Origin of the sequence: Spirillospora sp. NPDC048911, from assembly GCF_043198015.1 — a bacterium.
Taxonomy (GTDB): domain Bacteria; phylum Actinomycetota; class Actinomycetes; order Streptosporangiales; family Streptosporangiaceae; genus Spirillospora.
Map to the genome: position 1 here is coordinate 38,600 of NZ_JBICUD010000010.1, position 19,531 is coordinate 58,130.

At 68.6% G+C, this 19,531-nt stretch carries 21 protein-coding genes and 2 pseudogenes; 16 read left to right on the forward strand and 7 right to left on the reverse strand.

Translation table 11 applies throughout. The annotated features are described in order from the left end of the window. Both ACGFNU_RS36995 and ACGFNU_RS37000 read left to right on the forward strand, forming a co-directional pair. Complete coding sequence (locus ACGFNU_RS36995; RefSeq protein WP_392601242.1) at window positions 1-189, forward strand: hypothetical protein; 189 nt, start codon at window positions 1-3, stop codon at window positions 187-189. Then, a complete protein-coding gene (locus ACGFNU_RS37000) occupies window positions 171-425 on the forward strand; it encodes an IS30 family transposase (RefSeq protein WP_392601243.1) in 255 nt (84 codons plus the stop codon). Before ACGFNU_RS36995 ends, ACGFNU_RS37000 begins: the two co-directional genes overlap by 19 nt. A 19-nt stretch (window positions 426-444) precedes the next feature. On the opposite strand, the gene ACGFNU_RS37005 is transcribed toward ACGFNU_RS37000, so the two are convergent. Continuing rightward, the gene (locus ACGFNU_RS37005) at window positions 445-879 is read right to left on the reverse strand and encodes a hypothetical protein (protein ID WP_392601244.1); all 435 of its coding nucleotides are present in this window, start codon (window positions 877-879) and stop codon (window positions 445-447) included. Window positions 880-1,504: 625 nt separating this feature from the next. Between ACGFNU_RS37005 and ACGFNU_RS37010 the strand changes: the two genes are divergently transcribed. Continuing rightward, complete coding sequence (locus tag ACGFNU_RS37010; protein ID WP_392601245.1) at window positions 1,505-2,134, forward strand: class I SAM-dependent methyltransferase; 630 nt, start codon at window positions 1,505-1,507, stop codon at window positions 2,132-2,134. Between the two features lie 14 nt (window positions 2,135-2,148). Here ACGFNU_RS37010 and ACGFNU_RS37015 read toward each other — a convergent pair. Then, window positions 2,149-3,047, reverse strand: a protein-coding gene (locus ACGFNU_RS37015; protein WP_392601669.1) for an IS5 family transposase whose coding sequence is annotated in 2 segments (ribosomal slippage) — window positions 2,149-2,709 and window positions 2,712-3,047 — 897 coding nt in all. Because the reading frame shifts where the segments join, the coding sequence is not laid out codon by codon here. 301 nt (window positions 3,048-3,348) lie between these two features. On the opposite strand from ACGFNU_RS37015, the gene ACGFNU_RS37020 reads away from it, so the two are divergent. The 3 genes from ACGFNU_RS37020 (at window position 3,349) to ACGFNU_RS37030 (ending at window position 6,237) form a co-directional block, all read left to right on the forward strand. Further along, a complete protein-coding gene (locus ACGFNU_RS37020; protein WP_392601246.1) occupies window positions 3,349-4,458 on the forward strand; it encodes an SDR family oxidoreductase in 1,110 nt (369 codons plus the stop codon). A gap of 7 nt (window positions 4,459-4,465) precedes the next feature. Continuing rightward, the gene (locus ACGFNU_RS37025) at window positions 4,466-5,809 is read left to right on the forward strand and encodes a wax ester/triacylglycerol synthase domain-containing protein (protein WP_392601247.1); all 1,344 of its coding nucleotides are present in this window, start codon (window positions 4,466-4,468) and stop codon (window positions 5,807-5,809) included. 182 nt (window positions 5,810-5,991) lie between these two features. Next, window positions 5,992-6,237 (forward strand): hypothetical protein, encoded by a 246-nt coding sequence (locus ACGFNU_RS37030; RefSeq protein WP_392601248.1) that lies wholly within the window; start codon window positions 5,992-5,994, stop codon window positions 6,235-6,237. Between the two features lie 20 nt (window positions 6,238-6,257). On the opposite strand, the pseudogene ACGFNU_RS37035 reads toward ACGFNU_RS37030, so the two are convergent. Then, window positions 6,258-6,764, reverse strand: a pseudogene (locus ACGFNU_RS37035) (hypothetical protein); the annotation flags it as partial. 43 nt (window positions 6,765-6,807) lie between these two features. On the opposite strand from ACGFNU_RS37035, the gene ACGFNU_RS37040 reads away from it, so the two are divergent. Continuing rightward, window positions 6,808-7,023 (forward strand): hypothetical protein, encoded by a 216-nt coding sequence (locus ACGFNU_RS37040; RefSeq protein WP_392601249.1) that lies wholly within the window; start codon window positions 6,808-6,810, stop codon window positions 7,021-7,023. Window positions 7,024-7,123: 100 nt separating this feature from the next. On the opposite strand, the gene ACGFNU_RS37045 is transcribed toward ACGFNU_RS37040, so the two are convergent. After that, window positions 7,124-7,756 (reverse strand): WS/DGAT domain-containing protein, encoded by a 633-nt coding sequence (locus tag ACGFNU_RS37045; RefSeq protein WP_392601250.1) that lies wholly within the window; start codon window positions 7,754-7,756, stop codon window positions 7,124-7,126. Window positions 7,757-8,275: 519 nt separating this feature from the next. Here ACGFNU_RS37045 and ACGFNU_RS37050 point away from each other — a divergent pair. The 7 genes and pseudogenes from ACGFNU_RS37050 (at window position 8,276) to ACGFNU_RS37080 (ending at window position 15,174) form a co-directional block, all read left to right on the forward strand. Then, window positions 8,276-9,382: a zinc-binding dehydrogenase gene (locus ACGFNU_RS37050; protein ID WP_392601251.1), complete on the forward strand. Its 1,107-nt coding sequence runs from the start codon at window positions 8,276-8,278 to the stop codon at window positions 9,380-9,382. Continuing rightward, entirely contained in the window at window positions 9,379-10,911 is a 1,533-nt protein-coding gene (locus ACGFNU_RS37055; protein ID WP_392601252.1) for an aromatic amino acid lyase, read from the forward strand. The genes ACGFNU_RS37050 and ACGFNU_RS37055 overlap by 4 nt, the downstream gene beginning before the upstream one ends. Before the next feature lie 254 nt (window positions 10,912-11,165). Further along, window positions 11,166-11,813, forward strand: coding sequence for a hypothetical protein (locus ACGFNU_RS37060; RefSeq protein WP_392601253.1), 648 nt, complete (start codon window positions 11,166-11,168; stop codon window positions 11,811-11,813). A 48-nt stretch (window positions 11,814-11,861) separates the two neighbouring features. Continuing rightward, window positions 11,862-12,548 carry an O-methyltransferase gene (locus ACGFNU_RS37065; protein WP_392601254.1) on the forward strand — a complete coding sequence of 229 codons (687 nt, stop codon included), beginning with the start codon at window positions 11,862-11,864 and terminating at the stop codon, window positions 12,546-12,548. A 250-nt stretch (window positions 12,549-12,798) separates the two neighbouring features. After that, on the forward strand, window positions 12,799-13,398 hold the full coding sequence (locus ACGFNU_RS37070; protein WP_392601255.1) for an SDR family NAD(P)-dependent oxidoreductase: 600 nt from the start codon (window positions 12,799-12,801) through the stop codon (window positions 13,396-13,398). A 725-nt stretch (window positions 13,399-14,123) separates the two neighbouring features. Further along, window positions 14,124-14,336: pseudogene (locus ACGFNU_RS37075) on the forward strand (ISL3 family transposase); the annotation flags it as partial. A 55-nt stretch (window positions 14,337-14,391) separates the two neighbouring features. After that, the gene (locus tag ACGFNU_RS37080) at window positions 14,392-15,174 is read left to right on the forward strand and encodes a transposase (RefSeq protein ID WP_392601256.1); all 783 of its coding nucleotides are present in this window, start codon (window positions 14,392-14,394) and stop codon (window positions 15,172-15,174) included. A gap of 14 nt (window positions 15,175-15,188) precedes the next feature. Here the strand turns inward: ACGFNU_RS37080 and ACGFNU_RS37085 are convergent, their stop codons facing one another. Further along, window positions 15,189-16,682, reverse strand: a complete 1,494-nt coding sequence (locus ACGFNU_RS37085; protein ID WP_392601257.1) for a transposase — start codon at window positions 16,680-16,682, stop codon at window positions 15,189-15,191. A gap of 180 nt (window positions 16,683-16,862) precedes the next feature. Here ACGFNU_RS37085 and ACGFNU_RS37090 point away from each other — a divergent pair, with 180 nt between their 5' ends. Then, the gene (locus tag ACGFNU_RS37090; RefSeq protein WP_392601258.1) at window positions 16,863-16,994 is read left to right on the forward strand and encodes a hypothetical protein; all 132 of its coding nucleotides are present in this window, start codon (window positions 16,863-16,865) and stop codon (window positions 16,992-16,994) included. Here ACGFNU_RS37090 and ACGFNU_RS37095 read toward each other — a convergent pair. Next, window positions 16,982-17,410, reverse strand: a complete 429-nt coding sequence (locus tag ACGFNU_RS37095; RefSeq protein WP_392601259.1) for a pyridoxamine 5'-phosphate oxidase family protein — start codon at window positions 17,408-17,410, stop codon at window positions 16,982-16,984. The genes ACGFNU_RS37090 and ACGFNU_RS37095 overlap by 13 nt on opposite strands. Window positions 17,411-17,682: 272 nt before the next feature. On the opposite strand from ACGFNU_RS37095, the gene ACGFNU_RS37100 reads away from it, so the two are divergent. Beyond that, window positions 17,683-18,192, forward strand: a complete 510-nt coding sequence (locus tag ACGFNU_RS37100; RefSeq protein WP_392601260.1) for an RICIN domain-containing protein — start codon at window positions 17,683-17,685, stop codon at window positions 18,190-18,192. Window positions 18,193-18,798: 606 nt separating this feature from the next. Here ACGFNU_RS37100 and ACGFNU_RS37105 read toward each other — a convergent pair. Then, on the reverse strand, window positions 18,799-19,506 hold the full coding sequence (locus tag ACGFNU_RS37105; protein ID WP_392601261.1) for a hypothetical protein: 708 nt from the start codon (window positions 19,504-19,506) through the stop codon (window positions 18,799-18,801). Window positions 19,507-19,531 lie beyond the last annotated feature (25 nt).

Below are 19,531 nucleotides of genomic sequence, written 5' to 3' on the forward strand. Positions count from 1 at the left end.
ATGGGCCACTCGGCGATCGGGACGCTGGTCGACCGCACCAGTCGATACGTTCGCCTGGTCCACCTGAACGGCAGCCGCTCATCCCACGACTTCGCCCAGGCCGTCACCGCAGTCCTGGCCTCCATCCCCGAGCCCGCTCGTCGGAGCCTGACCTGGACCAAGGCTCTGAAATGGCCCGCCACGATCTGATCGCCCAGCAGCTCACCGATGGTGTCTACTTCGCACGCCCCGCCAGTCCATGGCTGCGCGGCACCAACGAGAACACAAATGGACTGCTCCGTCAGTACTTCCCCAAGAACACAGACCTGTCCCTATTCACCCCTGACGATCTCCAACAAGTCGAGGACCTCCTCAACCACCGCCCTCGGCGTGTTCTGGGATGGGAAACACCCGCCGACCACTTCGCCAGCCGTATGCCATCATGAGCCCTCAGCGTTGCGACGATCACGCGAAACCACCCTTGAACCCGCCCGCCCCCAGGGGGTCACGATTGGCCCGCCGTTGACACAGATCGGCGAACGCCGCGGTCACCGGTGAACCGGGAGAGCAGGAGCCGCTTTGATGCGCAATGTCGATCAGCTGACCGCATACCTGGGCGATGATGCCCAGCTCACGACCACCGGGATCGTCGAACTGGTCATCGAACAGGAAGTAGAACGCTTTGAGGTCCACCGCCAAGGTGAGGTCATCGACATCGGCATCCGGCCAGCAGCGGGCGGCTAGCCCCGCCAGATCCCATGACGAATAGGCACTGACGGCCTCCGCGCCGCACACCATCTGATACCGGCGCAGCCACCGCAGATTGCGTTGGCGAGCCTGCTGCAGGTGAGGGTTGCGCCGCGCGGGAAGCGGGATGTCAAAGCTGACGTCCTGCGGCATGCTTGTCGCTCCTGGTGATCGTCGGGAAGACGCATGGCCCGTTGCTCTAGGCACTCATGACCGAGGCGAGTCGAAGGCGTATGGGCGGGTGCGTTTGTCCTTGTGACATTTGCCGTTGCGCTCATTTGTTTCGCCCTCTCGCGCATCACCAGGGACCACGCCTCAACCGATGAGGAGATCCCCTTGGATTCAGTGGATACGCGACGACAGGCGTCCGAATATGTCGCGATTGGCCAGCTTGTCGCGCTCTGGCCCGCTGCCAGAGACAACGGCCACGACGCGAGCCATCGCCCGACCCATCGGTCCATGGCGCGGCACCACTTCCACCACGTAAACATCGACCACCGTGGACTGGCTTAGCTGGTGGAGTGGCGGGGAGCAGGTCAGGCGGCGCGGCTCAGGCGGCGCGCCATCAAGGTGATCGTGGCCCAGGTGATGTGGGCGAAGGCCACAGACAGTGACAGCACTCGCCGAGTACAGACCACTCGATCATCGAGCCTTACCAGGGTGGCACCACTAGGCCGTGTCCCGTGATTATGCGAGGGGACGGCGAGTGTCCAGGGGGCGGGGTCGGGACGGGATCCGGAGAAGCTGCGGATGTGAGCGGGTGTTAGCTTCCCTTCCTGTGATGGAGCACCAGGACGAGACCAGGGCGGCCTACGACGGGGTCGTCGAGTTGTATGCGTCGATGTTCGCTAATCGACTGGAGACGCAGCCGTTCTCGCGGAACATGATCGAGACCTTCGCCGAACTGGTGCGCGGGACGGGGAACCTGCGGGCAGTCGACGTCGGGTGCGGGCCGGGACATCTGACTGCAATGCTGCATGATCTCGGGCTGGATGCTTTCGGGCTCGACCTCTCCCCGGGCATGGTCGACCACGCTCGGCGGGCCCATCCGGCGCTGCGGTTCGACGAGGCGCGGATGGAGGCTCTACCGGTCGAGGACGGCACGCTCGGCGGTGTGCTGGCCCACTATTCGATGATCCACACCCCGTCTGAGGAATTGCCGGCACTGCTCGCCGAGCAGGTACGTGTCCTGGCGCCAGGGGGCCTGCTCTTGGTTTCGTTCTTCGCCACCGATGGACCCGAGCCAGTCCGCTTCGACCACAAAGTGACGCCCGCCTTTAGCTGGCCGGTGGACCAGTTCGCCCAATTGCTGGCCGGTGCAGGGCTCGTCACGTTCGCCCGGCTGCTCCACGACCCTGCCTCCGAGCGGGGCTTCCTCGACGCCCACTTGCTGGCCCGCCGCCTCTAGGGCGAATCCCGTGATCATGTGACGGGGTGCCGGAGCCAGATGCGGATCGAGGCGACGTCGATGGTGCCCTGGTAGATGGCTTCTCTCTTGTCGTAACGGGTGGCGACCGCGCGGAACTGGCGGAGCTTGTTGACGCAGCGTTCGACGGTGTTGCGTTCTTTGTAGGCCTGCCGGTCGAAGACCGGCGGCCGGCCGCCCTTGGAGCCTTGGTTGGCGCGGTGGGCGGCCTGGTCTTTCTTGATCGGGATGACGGCCTTGATGCCGCGTCGCCGCAGGTAGTGGCGGTTGGCGCGGGAGGAATAGGCCTTGTCGGCCAGCACGCGGGCCGGCTTGGTGCCAGGCCTGCCCACGCCGCGACGCCGGATGCGGATCGACTCCATCAGCGCGATGAACTTGGGGCAGTCGGCGTGCTGGCCAGGCGAGGTGAGCCGGGCGATCGGACGGCATCGCCGGTCGGCCACCAAGTGAATCTTCGTGGTCAACCCGCCGCGCGACCGACCGGGCGCTTCACGGCCTTTCGTCACCCGCTCGTGATCCTTACCGGCCCCCTTTGAGGGATGTCCACGGCTGGAGCGCGCCGCGCTCCAGCCGCGTGCTGGTGCGCACGAACGATTGTGGAGTCGGCGCTGACCGTCCAGTCCTCGCCTTCGGCCTCGTCACAACCCGCCCGCAACCCGTCCAGGATCTGTTCCCACGTCCCATCCAGCGACCAGCGGCGATGCCGGTTGTAGACCGTCTTCCCATTGCCGTAACACCGCGGCAGATCACGCCAGGTGCAGCTCGTCCGAGCCCGGAAGAACACCCCGTTGATCACCGTCCGATGATCGCTCCACCGCGCCCCATGAACATTCTGGGCAGGCAGCAGCGGCTCCAGCCGCTGCCACTCCTCATCCGTGAGGTCATGCCGTTTCAGACGTTCCTCATCCACACAGACGATCTACACCAAACCGCCACCAAAGATCACGGGACACGCCCTAGTAGACGACCCCCTGACGGATACCGCGCGGAAGGGCGAAGCGCGCTATGCGCCCCGCCCCGGTCGACACAAGCAACTTGCGCATCACCGCAGCTCAGAAACGGGTTCGTTGGATATTCGGCGTTCGCTACGGGGAGCCCCCGTAGCCAGGCAGATGTCCGTCACGGTTGCGGATCTCACATCACGGGAATAACGCATTGTGTAGTTGACTGACTGCATAGGGTCGCCGGGAGGGTGTATGTCCGTCCTGATCACTGGGGTGACCGGATTCCTGGGCTCACGGCTTTTGTCGTCGCTGCTGGCCCGGGACGAACCGATCGTCGCTTTGACCAACAGGCGATCAAGGACGAGCCTGCCGGCGTTGCAGCAGGTGATGCGGGCGATGGGCTGCTCGGACGAACGAGTGCGCGCTGCCGGTCGCCTAGAGCTGGTCGATATCGAGCTGACCGCACCCAGGTTCGGGTTGCCCGCCCGGCGATATGACCGCCTGGTCGCCGAAACGACCGAGATCTGGCACCTGGCTGCCTCCACCAACCTGGACCCGCGTGCGCGCGGACTCTCGCGCGTCAACGTGGAGGGGACCCGCAGCATCCTGACGTTGGCCTCGGCGGCCCGCCACCGGCCACGCCTGTGCCATGTCAGCACGGCCTTCGTCGCCGGTCGCCGTCGACAGGGCCTGGTCCTGGAGAGCGATCTCGATCGGGGGTTCGGCTTCGAGAACCCGTACGAGGAGTCCAAGTACCAGGCCGAAGTGCTGGTGCGATCGTGGGCCGGCGAGCACGACGCGCCGGTGGTGATCTTGCGCCCGAGCATCCTGGTCAGTGACCGGCCCGCGGTGCCCGGCGGGCCGCTGCATCCCTTTCAGAGCCTCCTCGGCGTGAGTTCGGCGACGGTCGCCGCGGTAGCAGAGGAGAGTCAGCGGATACCGGTGCGGCTTCCCGCTCTCCCACAGGCGCATCTCAACCTCACGCCCGTCGACCACGCCGCCGACCTCATGGTGGCCGTCGCGACGGCCCACCAGAGCCCGGGTGTCCGCACGTTCCACATCACTCATCCCGAAGAGGTCTCCATGAGCTCGGTGGTGGAGCTGTTCGAGTCGCTGCTGCCGGTTTCGTTGGAGTTGACGTCCGTGGCGCCGCCGGAACCCCTGCCCATTGAACGGATCTTCTATGCCCGGGGAGCCGGCTTCCTGCCGTATCTGTTCCATCAGCGCCGTTACGACCGAGAGGGGCTGGTCGGGCTCGGCCTCGACACGCCCATGCCGCCGGTCAGCGTGAAGTACCTCAAGAGCAGTCTGGCCGAGCCGGCACAGGAAATCGAGTCGGCACAGGCCGTGGGCAGCGGCTGAGCCGGCGATGGACGAACAGCCCCCCGATCTGCGTTCCGACCAGTCCGCCATCCGCCGAGTCCGCCCTGCGCTGTGGCAGTGGAACGCCTGCGACGGCGCCTTCCTGCACTACGCCGATATCAACCCTCACCTGCACGTCAACTGCTGCTACCTCCTGCACGTGCAGAGCGAGCCGCCGCCGTTGGCACTCCTCAAAAGGCATATAGCCGGCCGCCTGCACCTGCTGCCTGCGCTGGGTCATCGGCCCGTGCGGGGACGGTGGGGCACACGCTGGCAGCGATGTGGGCCGCTCGACCCTGACGATCACATTTTCGAGCGCGTCGTCCCGGCGGGGCGGCACCGAGACGCCGCGATCGAGGAGATCCACGGTGCCGAACTGCCACATGACAGGCCGTTGTGGCAGATCTGGCTGGTGCACGGCGGTGATCAGCCGGGCCATGTCGTGGTGGTGAAGACGCATCACGCTGCCGCTGATGGCTTGGCGAAGACCGTCGTGCTGGCAACATTGTTCGGTGAACCGCCGCCGGCCGTGTCCGCTCCGCCTGGCCGGCGGCCGACGCTGCGGTCGTGGCGGTTCGCACTGGCCGAACTGGCGCGCGGCGTTCGCCCCGGGCATCTGCTGCCGCCGCCCCGGACCCCGCTCACCGGTGCTTGGGTGAGGACCACCGCGCAGATCCCGGAGAGCCGGCTGCGTGATCTGGCCCGGCGGGCTGCGGCCCGGCCCAATGACGTTCACCTGGCTATCGTGGCCGGGGCACTGCATCACTGGCTCAAGGGGAACGCCGACTTCTGGAAGGCGAACGCACCGTACTACCTCAGCGCGGTGACACCGATCGGATTCCGGGGCCAAGGCGATCCCGCGGACCAGGGCAACAGGGTGGGTGTTGTGCGGATCGCGCTGCCGGTCGGAGAGCCGTCCCCGGCGAGGCGGCTCCGACTGATCCGGCAAGCGACTGGCAACGCGCAACCGCCCCCGGCCCACCGGGGCGCCATGCGGCTGCTGTGCCATTCAATGCCCGGCTGGCTGGTGCGGCCCTTCTTCCTGTATGCGCTGGGTCCCCGCCACTCTTGCATGCTGGTGTCCAACCTGCCGCCGCTGGCGCCGCTGGCGGTTGCCGGCCACCCCGTCAGCCAGGCTCGTCCAGTGGGCTTCCTCTACCGAGGACACGCCCTGGGTTTCTACGTAGGGCGCCACAACGGTGAGGTGGTAGCCACCTGCCTGGCCGACCGGAGCATGCCCGGCGCCGCTGACCTGGCCGGTCACCACACGCAGGCCTTCGAAGAACTCGACGCGATGTTCGACGGTGACAACCTGACCGAGCAGCCGCCCGGCGCAGAAGGCCTGGGATGACCGTTCCAACCAGCGGGCGTTGGGGTGACGCGATGCTCGTGGGCTGTGCTGTCCTCACAATGCAGGCGGGTCAACGCCTCCTGCCACAGGCCCGGCAGTCGATCCGAATCCCTGACCGCCGAATCGAACAGCAGGAAGGGGATCACCTCTTGCCCATGTTGCATCAGGACCACCATGCTGCGATGGCCAGGGAGAAGGGCCGGCAGGGCGAGTATGCGATGAACGGGCGCCCCGGCCACGCTCAGCAGGCGGACTCGGACGCTGGTGACGAAAGTCGCGATGTATCGGGGGTCGGCGAATCTGGAGAGCATCGGGCGCATGATGGCGTAGGGCATTCGCTCCAGCATCAACCGGCCGAGTTCCCGGTGACGGAGAAGGCGCCGCGGACCTGTCTGCGCCATGATCATTTGGAGCTGCTTGAGGGGTGAGGCCTCGTCGCACGGCAGGCTCACGCGTAGTATGCCGACCTCATTTCCCAGCCTGGGGGGCCGTCGGAAGGCCGCAGGTTGAACGGCATGGCGCTGTCCAGGCCCCGGTGCTCGCGCCGGTCGGCGGACGGGATCCAATCCTGAGGCGTCCATTCGCGTAGAGCGCCGGACAGGGTCGCCAGGCATACGTCGTTCGGGGTGGCTGCGGCTGCCTCTGCCGTTTCCCGCAACATGGTCTGGTCGAGGTGGACGGTTCGCAGCAGCCTCTTGTCGGAGAGCGGGTAGCGGTTGGGCGTCCACCGGACGGTCGGCTGCAGCGGCAGGGTGAGATCGGTGGGCGTCAGCCATCGCCACATTTGCGCCATCGTGGGTGCCGACCAGCCGCGGCCGCGGACCTGAGGCGGCTGTTCGCTCAGCAACGCCTTGATGGTGGCGATGATCGCCATGCCGTCTTGGAAGGCGTGATGGGCCCAGTAGCACAGCGCGTACTCCGACTCGTCGTGCCCATGCATCATGGTGATGCGCCATGGAGGCCGGTCGGCGAAGGGGCTCGGCCAGAGCCTCCAGCGCTTGGGCGACCACGTCTGTGCCGGGTTCGAGCCGGTGCTCCGCTACGTGATCGGCTGGATCGAAGCCCGGCGCGGGCTCCCACCGGGCTCGGGTCCGGCTCAGCCGGTATCGCAGTGCGGGCGTTCTGTCAATCCGGTCGGCGATGATCTTTCGCAGCTGGCCGATCTCTGGTGGCTGCCCGGAAACGAAGACTATTCCGCCGAGTTGCATGGGTGAGCGGCCACCGTCAGCGGTCTGGAGGAAAAAGCGGTCGAAGGAATTGAGCGGGGCCGTGTCCACGCCAGCTTCGTATGCGTTCACTTCCTCTTCCTTTCTCTCATGTGCTGGCTGCCTGCATTACATTTTTTAGCCGCTTTGGGGTGTGAAGCTCGATGTGCGCTGCTTTGACGGAAGTCCATCGATGGATATCCGCCAAAACGTGAAACTCTCTCCTCAGTTCTTTGGCGAACAGGTCGGCCATGTCGGCGAGACCCGCCTGAGCGCTGACGCTCACGGTCTTCCGGTATCCATAGGGCGGCAGGGAAAGGCCGTGCGAGGGGGGCCGCACCGTCACGCCGGCCAGTTCGGCAACGGGCCGCCCCGCGAGTGCGAGATGTTCATCCGGAATGGTGATGTTCGAGCAGATGAGATTGGTGTGCAGCTGCGAGGTGATGAGGCGCGAGAGCAGCTCCCGGCCAGTGCTACCGGTGTGACCCAATGTCCTCAACACGGCCGCGGCCGCGTGGGCGTGCCCGCGGGACTTGCTTCGGGACGTCACCGCAGAGATCATCGCGAGGCGGTCGGCCGGCTCAGAGACGATCGCCGCCAATCGCTCGGCGGTCGGCGGGTCGCCCGCCAGACGGGCCAGGATTCCCCACGTGGCGACTGAACGTGAGAACCGCGTCTCCTCCGCGACAAAGTAGGAGTCGAGGCCACTCATCCGGACGGCCTGGGCACCGAAATTTCCCATTGCTCCAACTCCCAATGAGCACTGCTGCTGATCTCAACCACACCCGCAGCGCCTCATTCGGTCTACCCCATCACGCACGCAAGGAACGGCCGCTTAAGGAAATATGATTGCAGAGCCAACGCAAGGGACTTTGCCTGGAAAGGGAAGGGCGACACTCCCAGCACCTTGTGCGCCACTGCGACCGGCCACGTGATGTTGTCGGAAATGTCGGACGCACACGTCAGGCGGGCCGTGGGCAGGAGTTCATGTCCATGTGGTCGGTTGATTATGGGCGGCGGTGTTTGATAGAGCTTGAATGAGGTCGATCGCAACATCGAAAGGCGCGACAGCCTACCGAATTACATCGATTTGCAAAAGAGAGGCGTGCCTTCTGTATCTCGACCGATATTGGCGCTGATGGCAGGTATTTGCGCTCTGTGACAACGCATGAGGCGTCACCGCTCATCGCGGTGACCGCCCGGTGACCACTCGTCGTGCCGATATACACCGACTGTTGGAGGGTGCCGGATGAGAGCCGTGGTGCGAAGCGCTCCCGGAGAGGTCCGGATCGAGTCCATGCCCGACGCGGCCATCGTCGAACTGACCGACGCGGTGGTCCGGGTCGTCCAGGCCGCGCTGTGCGGCACGGATCTGTGGGGCTACCGAGGCGACGGGAACCACATCCCGCCGGGCCCCCGGGCCGGGCACGAGTTCATCGGCGTGGTCGAAGAAACAGGGCGTGAGGTCGGTGCGGTGCGGGCCGGCACGCTCGTTTTAGCCCCGTTCAGGTGGTCGGACGGAACGTGCCACGCTTGCGTTTCCGGCCTGCCCTCGTCCTGCCCGAACGGCGGCATGTGGGGCGGTGACCACGACGGCGGGCAGGGCGAGGCGGTCCGCGTGCCCCACGCCGACCACACCCTGGTCGCGCTACCGCTGGACACCGAGGACGAACGGCTGCCTGCCGTGCTGACGCTGGCCGACGTGATGGCCACCGGCCAGCACGCGGTGAACCGGGCCCGAGTGCGGCCGGGTGCCCGGGTGGCGGTGGTCGGCGACGGCGCGGTGGGGCTCTGCGCGGCGCTGGCGGCCCGGCACGCAGGGGCCGAGCACGTGACCCTGCCGGGCAGGCATGACCGCAGGCTCGCACTCGGCGCCCGGTTCGGCGCGGACACCACGCTCAACAGGCAGGACGCTGCGGCGTTCGCCCAACTGAAGGAGCAGCGGATCACGGTCGTCCTGGAGTGCGCAGGGACACAACCGGCGGTCGACGCCGCGGTGGAACTGGTCGCGGACGGCGGCACCGTGGTGCTGGCCGGAGCGCCGCACGCCCGGCTGCCGGAGGCCACTCAGGTCCTCCTGCGCAACCTCACCATCACCGGCGCGCTGGCGCCGGCGCGCGCTGATCCCGCGCCTGCTCGACGACGTGCTGACCGGCCGCCTGGATCCGTCCGCGGTGTTCGACCTCACCGTAGGCCTCGACGAGGTGCCAGCCGCCTACCGGCACATGGCCGACCGATCCGCGCTCAAGGCACTGGTCCGGATCTGATCCACCGCCCGCCCGCCCGCCGTGCCGCCGGTGCCGCGCAGAGCGGCCCACCGCGCCATCGCCGACCCTGCCCAGACCAGCCGCCCAGGGGAGCACCATGACCGCCCTGCCCGTCCGCCCCCACCAGATCCTGCAGCCCGGCCGCCGCACGCTTCACCCCGATCAGCTGGAGCAGGCGGCGGGGCCGGTCGAGGTCGTCATCGACGCCGCGACACGCGGCCGGATGGAGGCCTGCCAGCAGATGCTGCACGCGTCCTTGCGGAAGGGCCGTGCCGTGTACGGGGCGACCACCGGGTTCGGGCCGCTGGTGGGCTTCCCCGGCCGGGAGGATACCGCCGACCAATGCGAGAACGTCCTGGCGCACCTGACTGCCGGGCAGGGCCCGGACTTGGACCCCGCCATCGTCCGCGCGGCGATGCTCGCGCGGTTGTGGTCGCTGGCGCGTGGCCACAGCGGCGTCGCGCCCGCGGTGGCCGACCACTTGGCCGCCGCGCTGGGCACCACGTTCGCCCCGGCCGTGCCGCGGCTGGGGTCGCTGGGGGCCAGCGGCGACCTGATCCCGCTCGCGTACCTAGTCTCGTCGCTGCGCGGACACGGTCAGGCCTACCTGGAGGTCGAGCGTCTCCCAGCCGCACGGGCGCTGGAGAAGGCTGGACTGACCGCCCTGCCGCTGGACGGCCGCGACGCGCTCGCGCTGGTCAACGGCACCTCGGTCACAGCAGCCGCCGCAGGCCTGGCCATCGCCGCATTGGACCGCTCCCGCGTCGTCGCGCTGCTGCTTTCAGCTTTGCTGGCCGACATTCTGGGGGCCGCGCCGGCATTCCTGTCCTCGGCGCTGCTGGAGGCCTTCGGCCACCCGGACGCGGCCGCCGTGGGCGCGGAGCTGCGCGGGCGGCTCGCCGGACTGCGTCCCTGCCTGGCCCGGCCACTGCAGGAGTCCTACTCGGTGCGCTGCACACCGCAACTGCTTGGCGCGGCACGTTCAGCGATCTCCTACGCCGGCATGACCGTCCGCGATGACCTCAACGGTGTCAGCGACAACCCGCTGCTGTTCCCCGACCACGACGAGATCGCCCACGGCGGCAACTTCTTCGGGCAGCCGGTCGCCTTCGCCGCCGACCTGCTGTCACTGGCCGCGACCCAGCTCGGCAACCTGGCCGAGCGGCAGCTGGACCTGCTGGTCGACCCGCATCGCAACGGCGGCCTACCTCCGATGTTGTCCGCCGATCCCGGACGCCAGCACGCCCTCCAGGGCGTCCAACTCGCCGCCACCGCGATCGTCGCCGATATGCGCCGCCACGCGACCCCCGCCTCGATCCAAAGCCTGCCCACCAACCTGCACAACCAGGACGTGATCCCCTTCGGCACCCAGGCGGCGCTCAACGCCCTCAATCAAGCCCGTTCCCTGCGGCTGCTGCACGGCTCGCTCGCCGTCGCCCTCCGGCAAGCCGTCCACGTGGGCGAACGCGCGCCCACCGCCCCGTCCTGCGCGCGGCTGCTGGACACACTAGCCGACGTCGTTGCCCCCATCACACACGACCGGCCCCTCGATCGCGACGTCCGCGCCGCCGCCGACCTGCTCGACAGGGCCGCCGACGAGCACAGGCAGGCCTCGGCGGAGCCGCGATGAAACAGGGCACCGGCCTCTGCACATCCGTGCCCGACGCCTACCCCGACGATAACGCGGGATCGCTGCTGCTGCCCTGGCCGCGCCAGGAACCACTGCCGTGCCCCCGAGGCGGATGTGCCCGAAACACGGCGACGGATTTGGAGCGGATCCGCAGCGCCGTCTCCGATGCACCTCCGGCGGCGCCGCGTCCGCCAGCCGAGGCCGACCGACGCGCACGATATCGCTGGCACGTCGGCCACCACCTGGCGTTCGGGGTGTGGCGGCTGCAGGCCGATGCGCTCCGCGAGATCAGCGAACGGCCCGCACCGCCCCCGGCCCTGGTGGAAAGGGCTGCATTGCTGTTCGACGTGTACTCGCTGCTGCTGCTCTACAGCGGAAGCTGCTCGTCCACGCGCTACGCCGCGACGGTGCGCGCCGACATGGCCGCCTTTCATCCCGGCTTCAGCGGCACCTGGGCCAGGGACCACGAGCCCATCCCAGTGCTGCTGCGGTCCGTGCGGCACCGGCACTCTTCCACACTGTCGGCGCCCTTGACGCGCGCCGCCACCACCAACCACCGCGTGCACATGGCCGTCGCCACCAAACTGGTGCCGACCGGCCGGTCGCTGCTCCAACAGCACGGCGACGTTGACGTCCGCGAGGTTCCCGACAGCGCGCGGGCCTTGTACGACGCGTTCTTCCACGTGCAGCGAGGGCCGGTGTGCCAGGCCGCCGTCGCGGCGCAGTTACTTCGCCGCCTGGCCCAGATGGCCTGCGACATCGCCGTCCATGGTCTGGACGACTCCGGCTGGACGCCACCTTCCGCAGTGGCAGGCGTAGCGGGCCGCAGTCACGACCTGCTGCTCACCGCTGCGGAGACCTTCGCCTCCAGCGCCAACCTCGTCGACGGCGCTCACCCCTAGCCCGACTTGTGACCGCTACCCGTCCGCACTCACGTTCACGGAGGCCACATGGCGAACCTACCGCTCGCCACATCGCAGACAGCCAAGAACGTCGAGCTGACCCCGGCCGTGCACGCCTACCTGCTGGCACAGGCAGAGCCCCCGACGGCCGTTCAGCGTGACCTGATCGCCCGGACGCAGACGCTCGGCGGCCCGGCGGAGATGCAGATCCCGCACGAACAGGCCGTGTTCCTCACGCTGATCGGCAAGCTGATCGGCGCCCGCCACATCGTCGAGGTGGGCACCTTCACCGGGTATTCGACCCTCGCGTTGGCCCTCGGCCTGGTACCCGGCGGCACGGTCACCACCTTCGACGTCTCCGAAGAGTGGACGCGCATCGCCCAGGACGCCTGGCGGGCCGCCGGTGTCGCCGACCGGATCGACCTGCGGCTCGGCCCCGCCGCCGAACACCTGCGCGCCCTCCCGCAGCTGCCCTGGGTGGATCTGGTGTTCATCGACGCCGACAAACCCGGCTACTCCACCTATTGGCAGGAGCTCGTTCCGCGCGTACGCCCAGGCGGGCTCCTTCTCGCCGACAACGTCCTGTACGCGGGCGAGGCGGCCGACCAGGACGCCACCGGCAACGCATCGGCGATCCGGGCGTTCAACACCATCGTCCGCGACGATCCGCGGGTCGAGTCGGTCCTGCTGCCGATCGCCGACGGGCTGACGCTGGCCCGCAAACGGGAACCATGACCGCCGGTCTACCGGACACCGTGCCGGACCGCTCCGCCGGCCCGCTCGCCGGAACCACCGCGCTGCTCACCGGCGCCACCCGCGGACTGGGTCCGCGGCCTGGCGACCGCGCTGGGCGACGCAGGCGCCGACCTGGTGATCACAGGACGGGACCGGGCCGCACTGTCGAGCCTGCACGACCGGCTCACCGCCCACGGAACCACGGTGGCCGCCGTGCTGGCGGATCTGACCGACGCCGACGGGGCCCTGCGTGTCGCCCGGGGCCGCCGAACGGTTCGGCGGCATCGGCCTGCTGGTCAACAACGCCGGTGTGCCCGGCCCGCACGGGCCGCTCTGGGAGACCTCGGACACCGACTGGTGGCGCGCCATGGAAGTCAACCTGCACGCCACGGCCCGCACCATGCACGCCGCCGCACCGGCCATGCTCGCCCGCGGCGGCCAAGGCCGCGTGATCAACATCGTCAGCGCGGCGGGCCGGCGGACCTGGCCCGGCGCCTCGGCCTACTCGGTCTCCAAGGCCGCCGTGATCAAGCTGACCGAGAACTTCGCGCGGGAAGTACGCGGACAGGGCATCACGGCGTTCGCCTTCCACCCCGGGGTCCTCGACCTCGGCATGACCGCCGACCACCTGGCTCGCGGCCAGGTGGGAGATCCCGCCGCCGACCGCATCTGGACGTGGCTGCGCGACGAACGCGACGCCGGCCGCTTCACTGCCATGGACCGAACTCTCCACGCGTTCGTGCTGCTCGCGGACGGCACGGCCGACGCGCTGTCCGGCCAGTACCTCACGCCCGACGACATCATCGACTGCACGGGAAGCGCGGCCCGCCCTCAAATGCCGGGCCCCTGAAATCAGGATGGGTGCGGCTCGTTTCTCAGTGGTGCGACACGAGGTCGCGGTGCGCCGTGAGGCGCTGGAAGTTCCCGATCAGTGTTCGAGATCGGTCCCCGCCCTGACGTGCGTCTGGCAGGTCCTGCCTGTCGGGGGTGCGAAGCTCAGGGAAGAAGCCCAAGGTTTCCGCGTTCCGTCTGGGGAGCCAGCCGAGGGAAGACCGGACGGGTGAACGCAAGTGAACCTCTGATGAGGCCTCGTCATGGATAGCCCTGGGAAGACGGGACGAAGACCAGGGTGGTAGGGCCTGGCTGTTGGAAGAGGCAGCAAGCGGCGATCGAGCAGACACATCGGTCGGGTGAACAGCGCTGGCCTTGGGGGTTAGGAGGCGCCCACCTCGGTCGCACCTCACGTGCTTGGAACATGGAAACCCCGTCGGGTCCGGGTTGCAGAAGGTCCGGTAGGTCGATCGTAGGAGGGGCGGAACCCCTCGGCGGGACAGGATGCCCAAGAAGTGATGACGCTCGCTGAAACTGGCTCTGGCGATCTTTGTGTGGTCGCGTCACGGACGGTGGCTCAACACGTGCCGGGAGCTGATCGCAATCGAGAACAGGACGCGCATAGGTGCGGCCGCTCCGTGATGATCGGGTTCGACCAAGAACTTGATCGTCACCTGAGCGGCCGCGAGGTTCATTGTGCCCTGTGCGCAGCACGCGGCAGCGGGCGATGCCTGCTGCCTGAAGATGTTCTTCCCCCACCTGGCCGAACTGGCCGCCGAAGAGGTCGCCGACCACGGGGACTACGTACTGGTCACGGCCCGCACCCGCGGTCGGCCGGAGGCCTGCCGGAAGTGCGGCATGCTCTCGTCGCGGGTGCACGGCCACTGTCGTCGGCTGCTGCACGATCTGCCCGCCGCGGGTCGTCCGGTCCTGGTCACCCTTACGATCCGCCGTCTGACCTGCCAGAACCGGGCTTGTCCGGTGCGCACGTTCGCCGAGCCGATATCCGGGCTTGGCCCGGCGGTATGCCCGCCGCACGACGCTGCTGTGCCGGCTACTGGAGTTGATGGCGCTCGCGCTGGCCGGCCGGGCCGCTTCCCGGCTGTTGAAGCTGCTGGGAGTGCAAGTCGGCCGGGACACGTTGATCGGTCTGGTCCGGGCCCTGCCCGACCCCGAGATCGGCCAGGTCACCGTCCTGGGTGTCGATGATTTCTCCAAGAAGCGCGGGCACTCGTACGCCACCTTGATGGTCAACATGGAGACGCATCAGCCCATCGACGTGCTGGACGAGCGGACCGCCGGCGCTCTCGAGCAGTGGCTTCGCGAGCATCCCGGCGTGCAGATGATCTGCAGAGACCGCGCCGGCGAGTACGCCACCGGCGCCAGAGCCGGGGCACCTGACGCGACCCAGGTGGCCGACCGGTTTCATCTCTTTCAGAACTTGTGCGACGCGGTCGAGAAGACCGTCATCGCCTGCCGAGCTGACCTGCGCGAACCCGAACCGGACCACTGCGATCCCGGCGAAAAGGAACCTGCAGGCCACCAGCTCGGCGATGCTCCCATGCGCGACACCAGGATCTGGGACGGCACGCCCGTCGAAGACTGCCGCCTGGTCGTACGGCAACGGGAACGGTACGCCGCGGTGCAGGAACTGGTCGGCAGGGACTGGACGATCTCGGCGATCGCGCGGAAGCTGCGCCTGGATCGCCGCACCGTCCGCAAGTTCGCCCGCGCCGAAACCGTCGAGGACCTGCTCGTCAAGGCGACCGGACGATCCGACGTGCTCAGCCCTTAGCCTGTTCCTTAACGTCAGTGGTGGTTGCTGGCGGCCAGCGTCTTGGGGCGCTTGAGGAGCTTCCCAGCTTGTGGCGGGGGGCGCGGTGCCGGTTGTGTGATCCCAGTGGCCTGCCGGGGCCCGGCACACATGGTTTGGGTGCCTGTGCCGGGCTGCCCGCCTGCGGCCGGATGTTGCGAAACCCTCGCCGCACTCGCGCTGGCGACAGCCGCCCCGGCGGGGCGGGATGTTCCCAGGGCCGTCGCAAGTCCTCCACCAGGCGGCGGGCCAGACGTAGTTGGGTGTGGGCGACGATGACGAGCCAGGTCCAGACATCGGCGGCGTCGGGCGAGCGCAGCCGGGGCCGGGGCCAGCCCAGCGTCTGCTTGAACAGCCGGAAGGTGTGCTCCAGATCGAACCGGCGCAGGAACGCCTGCCACAGCCTGTCGGCGGCCGCGGCGCTGAGTTCGGTGACCGAGCACCACAGCCATACCGGCTTGGGGGCCGCGTCGCCGGGCAGCCGCTCGACCGCCAGGTGGATCACGGTGCCTTCCAGCACCGGCAGCGTGCCCGGGGTGGTCGATCCAGGCGGCGCGGCGGGTGAGACGGGGATGCAGCCGGTCCCAGGCCTGCGCGGTCGCCGTCCCATGGCGTTCGGTGGCCGTGGTGGACGCCAGGTCCGCAGTGCCCCAGGTGTCCGGGTCGGCCAAGCGGAACTCGGGCCCGTGCTTGGGCGGGCGGCCCCCGGCCGGGTGGGCCAGCACATGCTCGGCTCGGGTGGGCGCCGTCCGCCGCAGCACCCGGTCACTGCGCAGGCGCCCGAGCACCTGCACCGGCAGGTCGGCCACCAGGAACGTCAGGCGGGCCAGGTCGTAGCCGGAGTCGAACACCGCCAGCACGTCGGGGTCGCCCGTGCGCCACTGCCGCGTCGTGATGAGCCTTTCCACCAGGGTGCGGAGTTGGACGGCGGTGACGGCCACATCGTCGTCGGGGTCGAGTCGCATCGCGTCCAGCACCTGGCACCAGGACGTGCGCCCGGTCTCCAGCGCGGCGATGACCGAGTAGGGCCAGCCGGGGATCATCACGTGCTGGTCGTGGTCACGGCCGTAGGTGTGGCAGAACGCCCGGCGCGATGAGCAGGCGGCATCGGGGCGCGGCCACGGCGTCACATCGACCGCCAGCACGATCCGGCCCCGGCCGTCGGCGCCGGTCATCGGGGGCAGCGGCAGCGCCGCCAGCGCCCACCGCAACCGCCCCACCGCCGGCCGGCCCCGGTTCAAGGCGGCATACAGGGTGCCGTGCCCGCGTCGATGCTCGGGCTCCAGGCTCAGCTCCACCGGGCAGATCACCGGTCCAGGCGAGCACAACAGCGCGTCGGTCAGCTCGAACAACTCGTCGCGGTACCTGGTCAGGCAGCCATACCAGGCAGAGCGGAACCCTGTCAGCACCGCCAGATCGTGCCCGCGGTCGGGCCCGCGCCCCGCCATCGCGCTGACGGGCAGGCCGGAGGGTGTCACAGTGGAGAACACGGCCGTCGTCTTTTCCTCTGGGCATGTCTGAACCCTGAGGATGAGGCGACGGCCGCCGCTGTATCAGCACCCCTGACCGCCCCAGTCCGTTACATCACCCAACCAACCAAACGCGGCATATGTCCTGGTCAGACGTTAAGGAACAAGCTGAGAAGCTGTCCGAGAACCTCAAGGCCAACGATGCGTCTGGACCGCCGGCGGGAAGCCGCCGCGGCCGAGCGGGCCCGGCTGATGAGCCTGCTCGAACAGACCCAGCGCCACCCCGGCAGCTGGGAGGAGCCCCGCATGGACACCGCCGGTCAGTTCATGTAACGGCTCACGTTCTCGGGGTGGATGACGAGGCGAACCTGGTCCGCCGCGAGCATCTCGGCGAGTTGGTCGGCGCGGGCGGGGTCGTCGAGGTCCCAGTAGCGAGCGGCCAGGCGGGCGCACAGCTCGTGTGCTCCGTCGGGCTCCACCGTGACGCGGCCGGCGACCGACAGCCACCGCTCGCGTTCACCCACTGGAGCCGCGACGACGATCGAGGCGCGCGGGTCCCGGCGCAGCCGCCGCACCTTGGGCGAGTCCGGGCCGGTGAACAGCTGGATCGTGCCCTCGGCGGTGGCCTCGAACCAGACCGGGCGGGGCTGTGGCGGGAGCGGCCCCCCGGCCACCGACAGCAACCCGTAGAGGGGACGTCGGAGGAACTCCAGGTCCCCGGCGGTCAGTGAACCGTTGTCGGCGCTCATCACAGCCCTTTCGCGTGGCAAGGATCAAAGCCTTGTGATCTTTGAACGAGGCATCCGCGACGGCTGTTCCAAGCCGGTGCAGGGGCAGTGGCCGAGGCGGCGGCGCAAGCCTGAAGGGCCGAGGGGATGCTGTGCCCCTGGTGGATCTTGGCGCGTGTGTCCGGATTGTGTCAGGAGACCCCGTTTGTCATCCAGCTTGGGGAATCGGGCGTCCTGCTGGGTACGGGGCCCGATCTGACCCGGGAGGCTCGATGCGTCGACGAATCAGAACAGTGAGCGGGCTGGCGGCGGCGGTCGTTGTGGTGGTGGCGGGTACGGGTGGCACGGCGGCGGCGACGCCCTCGGCGAAGGCGGCTCCGCTACCGGTGTTCATCCAGAACTTCTCCCTCTTCCAATGCCTGGACCAGCACTTCGATGCGGCGGGCCAGCCGACGGTCCTGGTGTTCGGTTGGCCGCGCCCCTGCCATTGGCAGGGCAACCAGCAGTGGCGGTTCTATCCGGACCCGCGCTATAACAACGCCTACAAGATCGTGAACGAACGCCGGGGCTGGTGCCTGTCCCATGCGGGGGGCCGGGACGGCCGGGTGTACGCCGAACTGTGCGTCGATCATTTGAAGCAGATCTGGGTCCCGAGAGTGTGGCCATCGACGGGCCGCAACCGCCTCCAGAACCTGTGGACGAACCAGTGCCTGGCGCTGAACGCCGACATCGACGTATTCGGATTCGACTGCGATGAGCGTTACTGGACTCAACACTGGTCCTGGAACACCATTCCCGTGTGACGACCAGGTCGGCGGCCACGCGGTCGTCGTGAAGGCCTCAGCCGCCACCAGCGCGCCTGATCAAGGCCCTCCACTCGGGTCCGCGCGACCAGCCCAAGTAGCTGTAGGTAGTCGACGTAACTGACTGTTATTGAGTCGGGTGGCTCAGGGGGCTGACGCCGCTGGTGATCCTCAACGTGATTTCGGGATCGTTGATCTCGGGCCGGGTCGGAGGCTGGATCTCACTGCAGGGTAGGCGGCCGACAGCTGCGAGGCGGGGCCTGTGAGGGTGAGGGCGGCTGGTCAGTGGGTGCGGCGGGGTGGCGAGGATGCCGGTGATCTCGGCGATGGCGCTGGCGAGCACATGCGCGCTGGCGTGGCCGCGTCCCCAGAACAGCTCCGGCGCCTCGGCCGCGAGCCGCGGCTTCCCCGCCCCGGACGGTCCGGTGATCAGCACCGCCGCGCAGTCGCGTCCTCCAGCGCGTCGCCGATCCGCTCCAACTCGCCCCGGCGGCCCACGAACGGCCACTGCCGGGCAGACGGCCCCGCCACCAGCGCCCCGTCCTCCGCAGTCCTGCCGGCACGACGAGAGCAGTATGGCAGGGCGTCCGCCCCTCGCCGACTGCGTCAGCTGGTCTCCACCCGGAACTGGACCACCGCGTTGTTGCCGCTGCCGCCGCTGCGGGTGATCTTCACACCCGAGCTGGTGCCGCTGTTGTCGTAGGAGTTGGCGCCGACGTACGGGTTGTTCCAGTGGAACTTGACCACCTTGAAGTTGTTCGCCGGGTTGACGCATTTGCGCAGCAGGGAGCTGGCGGTGCCCTCGGTGCCGGTGAACACGCCGTTGGACTCGGAGCTCCAGTCGCCCCAGGTGCTGTTGATGATCTCGCTGGGCGGCCAGTTGGTCCCGCTCCAGACGCCGTGGCTCAGGTCGGCATCGTGGAAGTCCATCTCGCACTGGGTCCAGTTGTTCACCTCGACGAAGACGCTGCGGGCCGCGCCGGAGGCCGAGGCGGAGGCGGCCGACGCAACGGCGGCGGCGAGAGCGGTGCGGAACACCTCGCCCCACCGGGTAACCGTCTCGGGCACGCTGGTGGTCTTGACGTTGATCAGGAACGCCGACCGCACGCTGTACAGCAGCGCATCGACGTAGGGCACCGGCTCGCCGGGGAACCCGGCGTACTTCACCCCAACCGCGACCAGCGCCACCACCACCACAAGCGTGGCGATCACCCGCCAGGCCCGCAGACCGTAGCCCGACACCAGCCAGTACAACCCCACCAGGGTCCGTTCGGCGGCACCGCGGCTGCCGGCGCCGCCGCCGAGCCACCGCATCTGGTCGGGTAGCCCGGCCGCATTA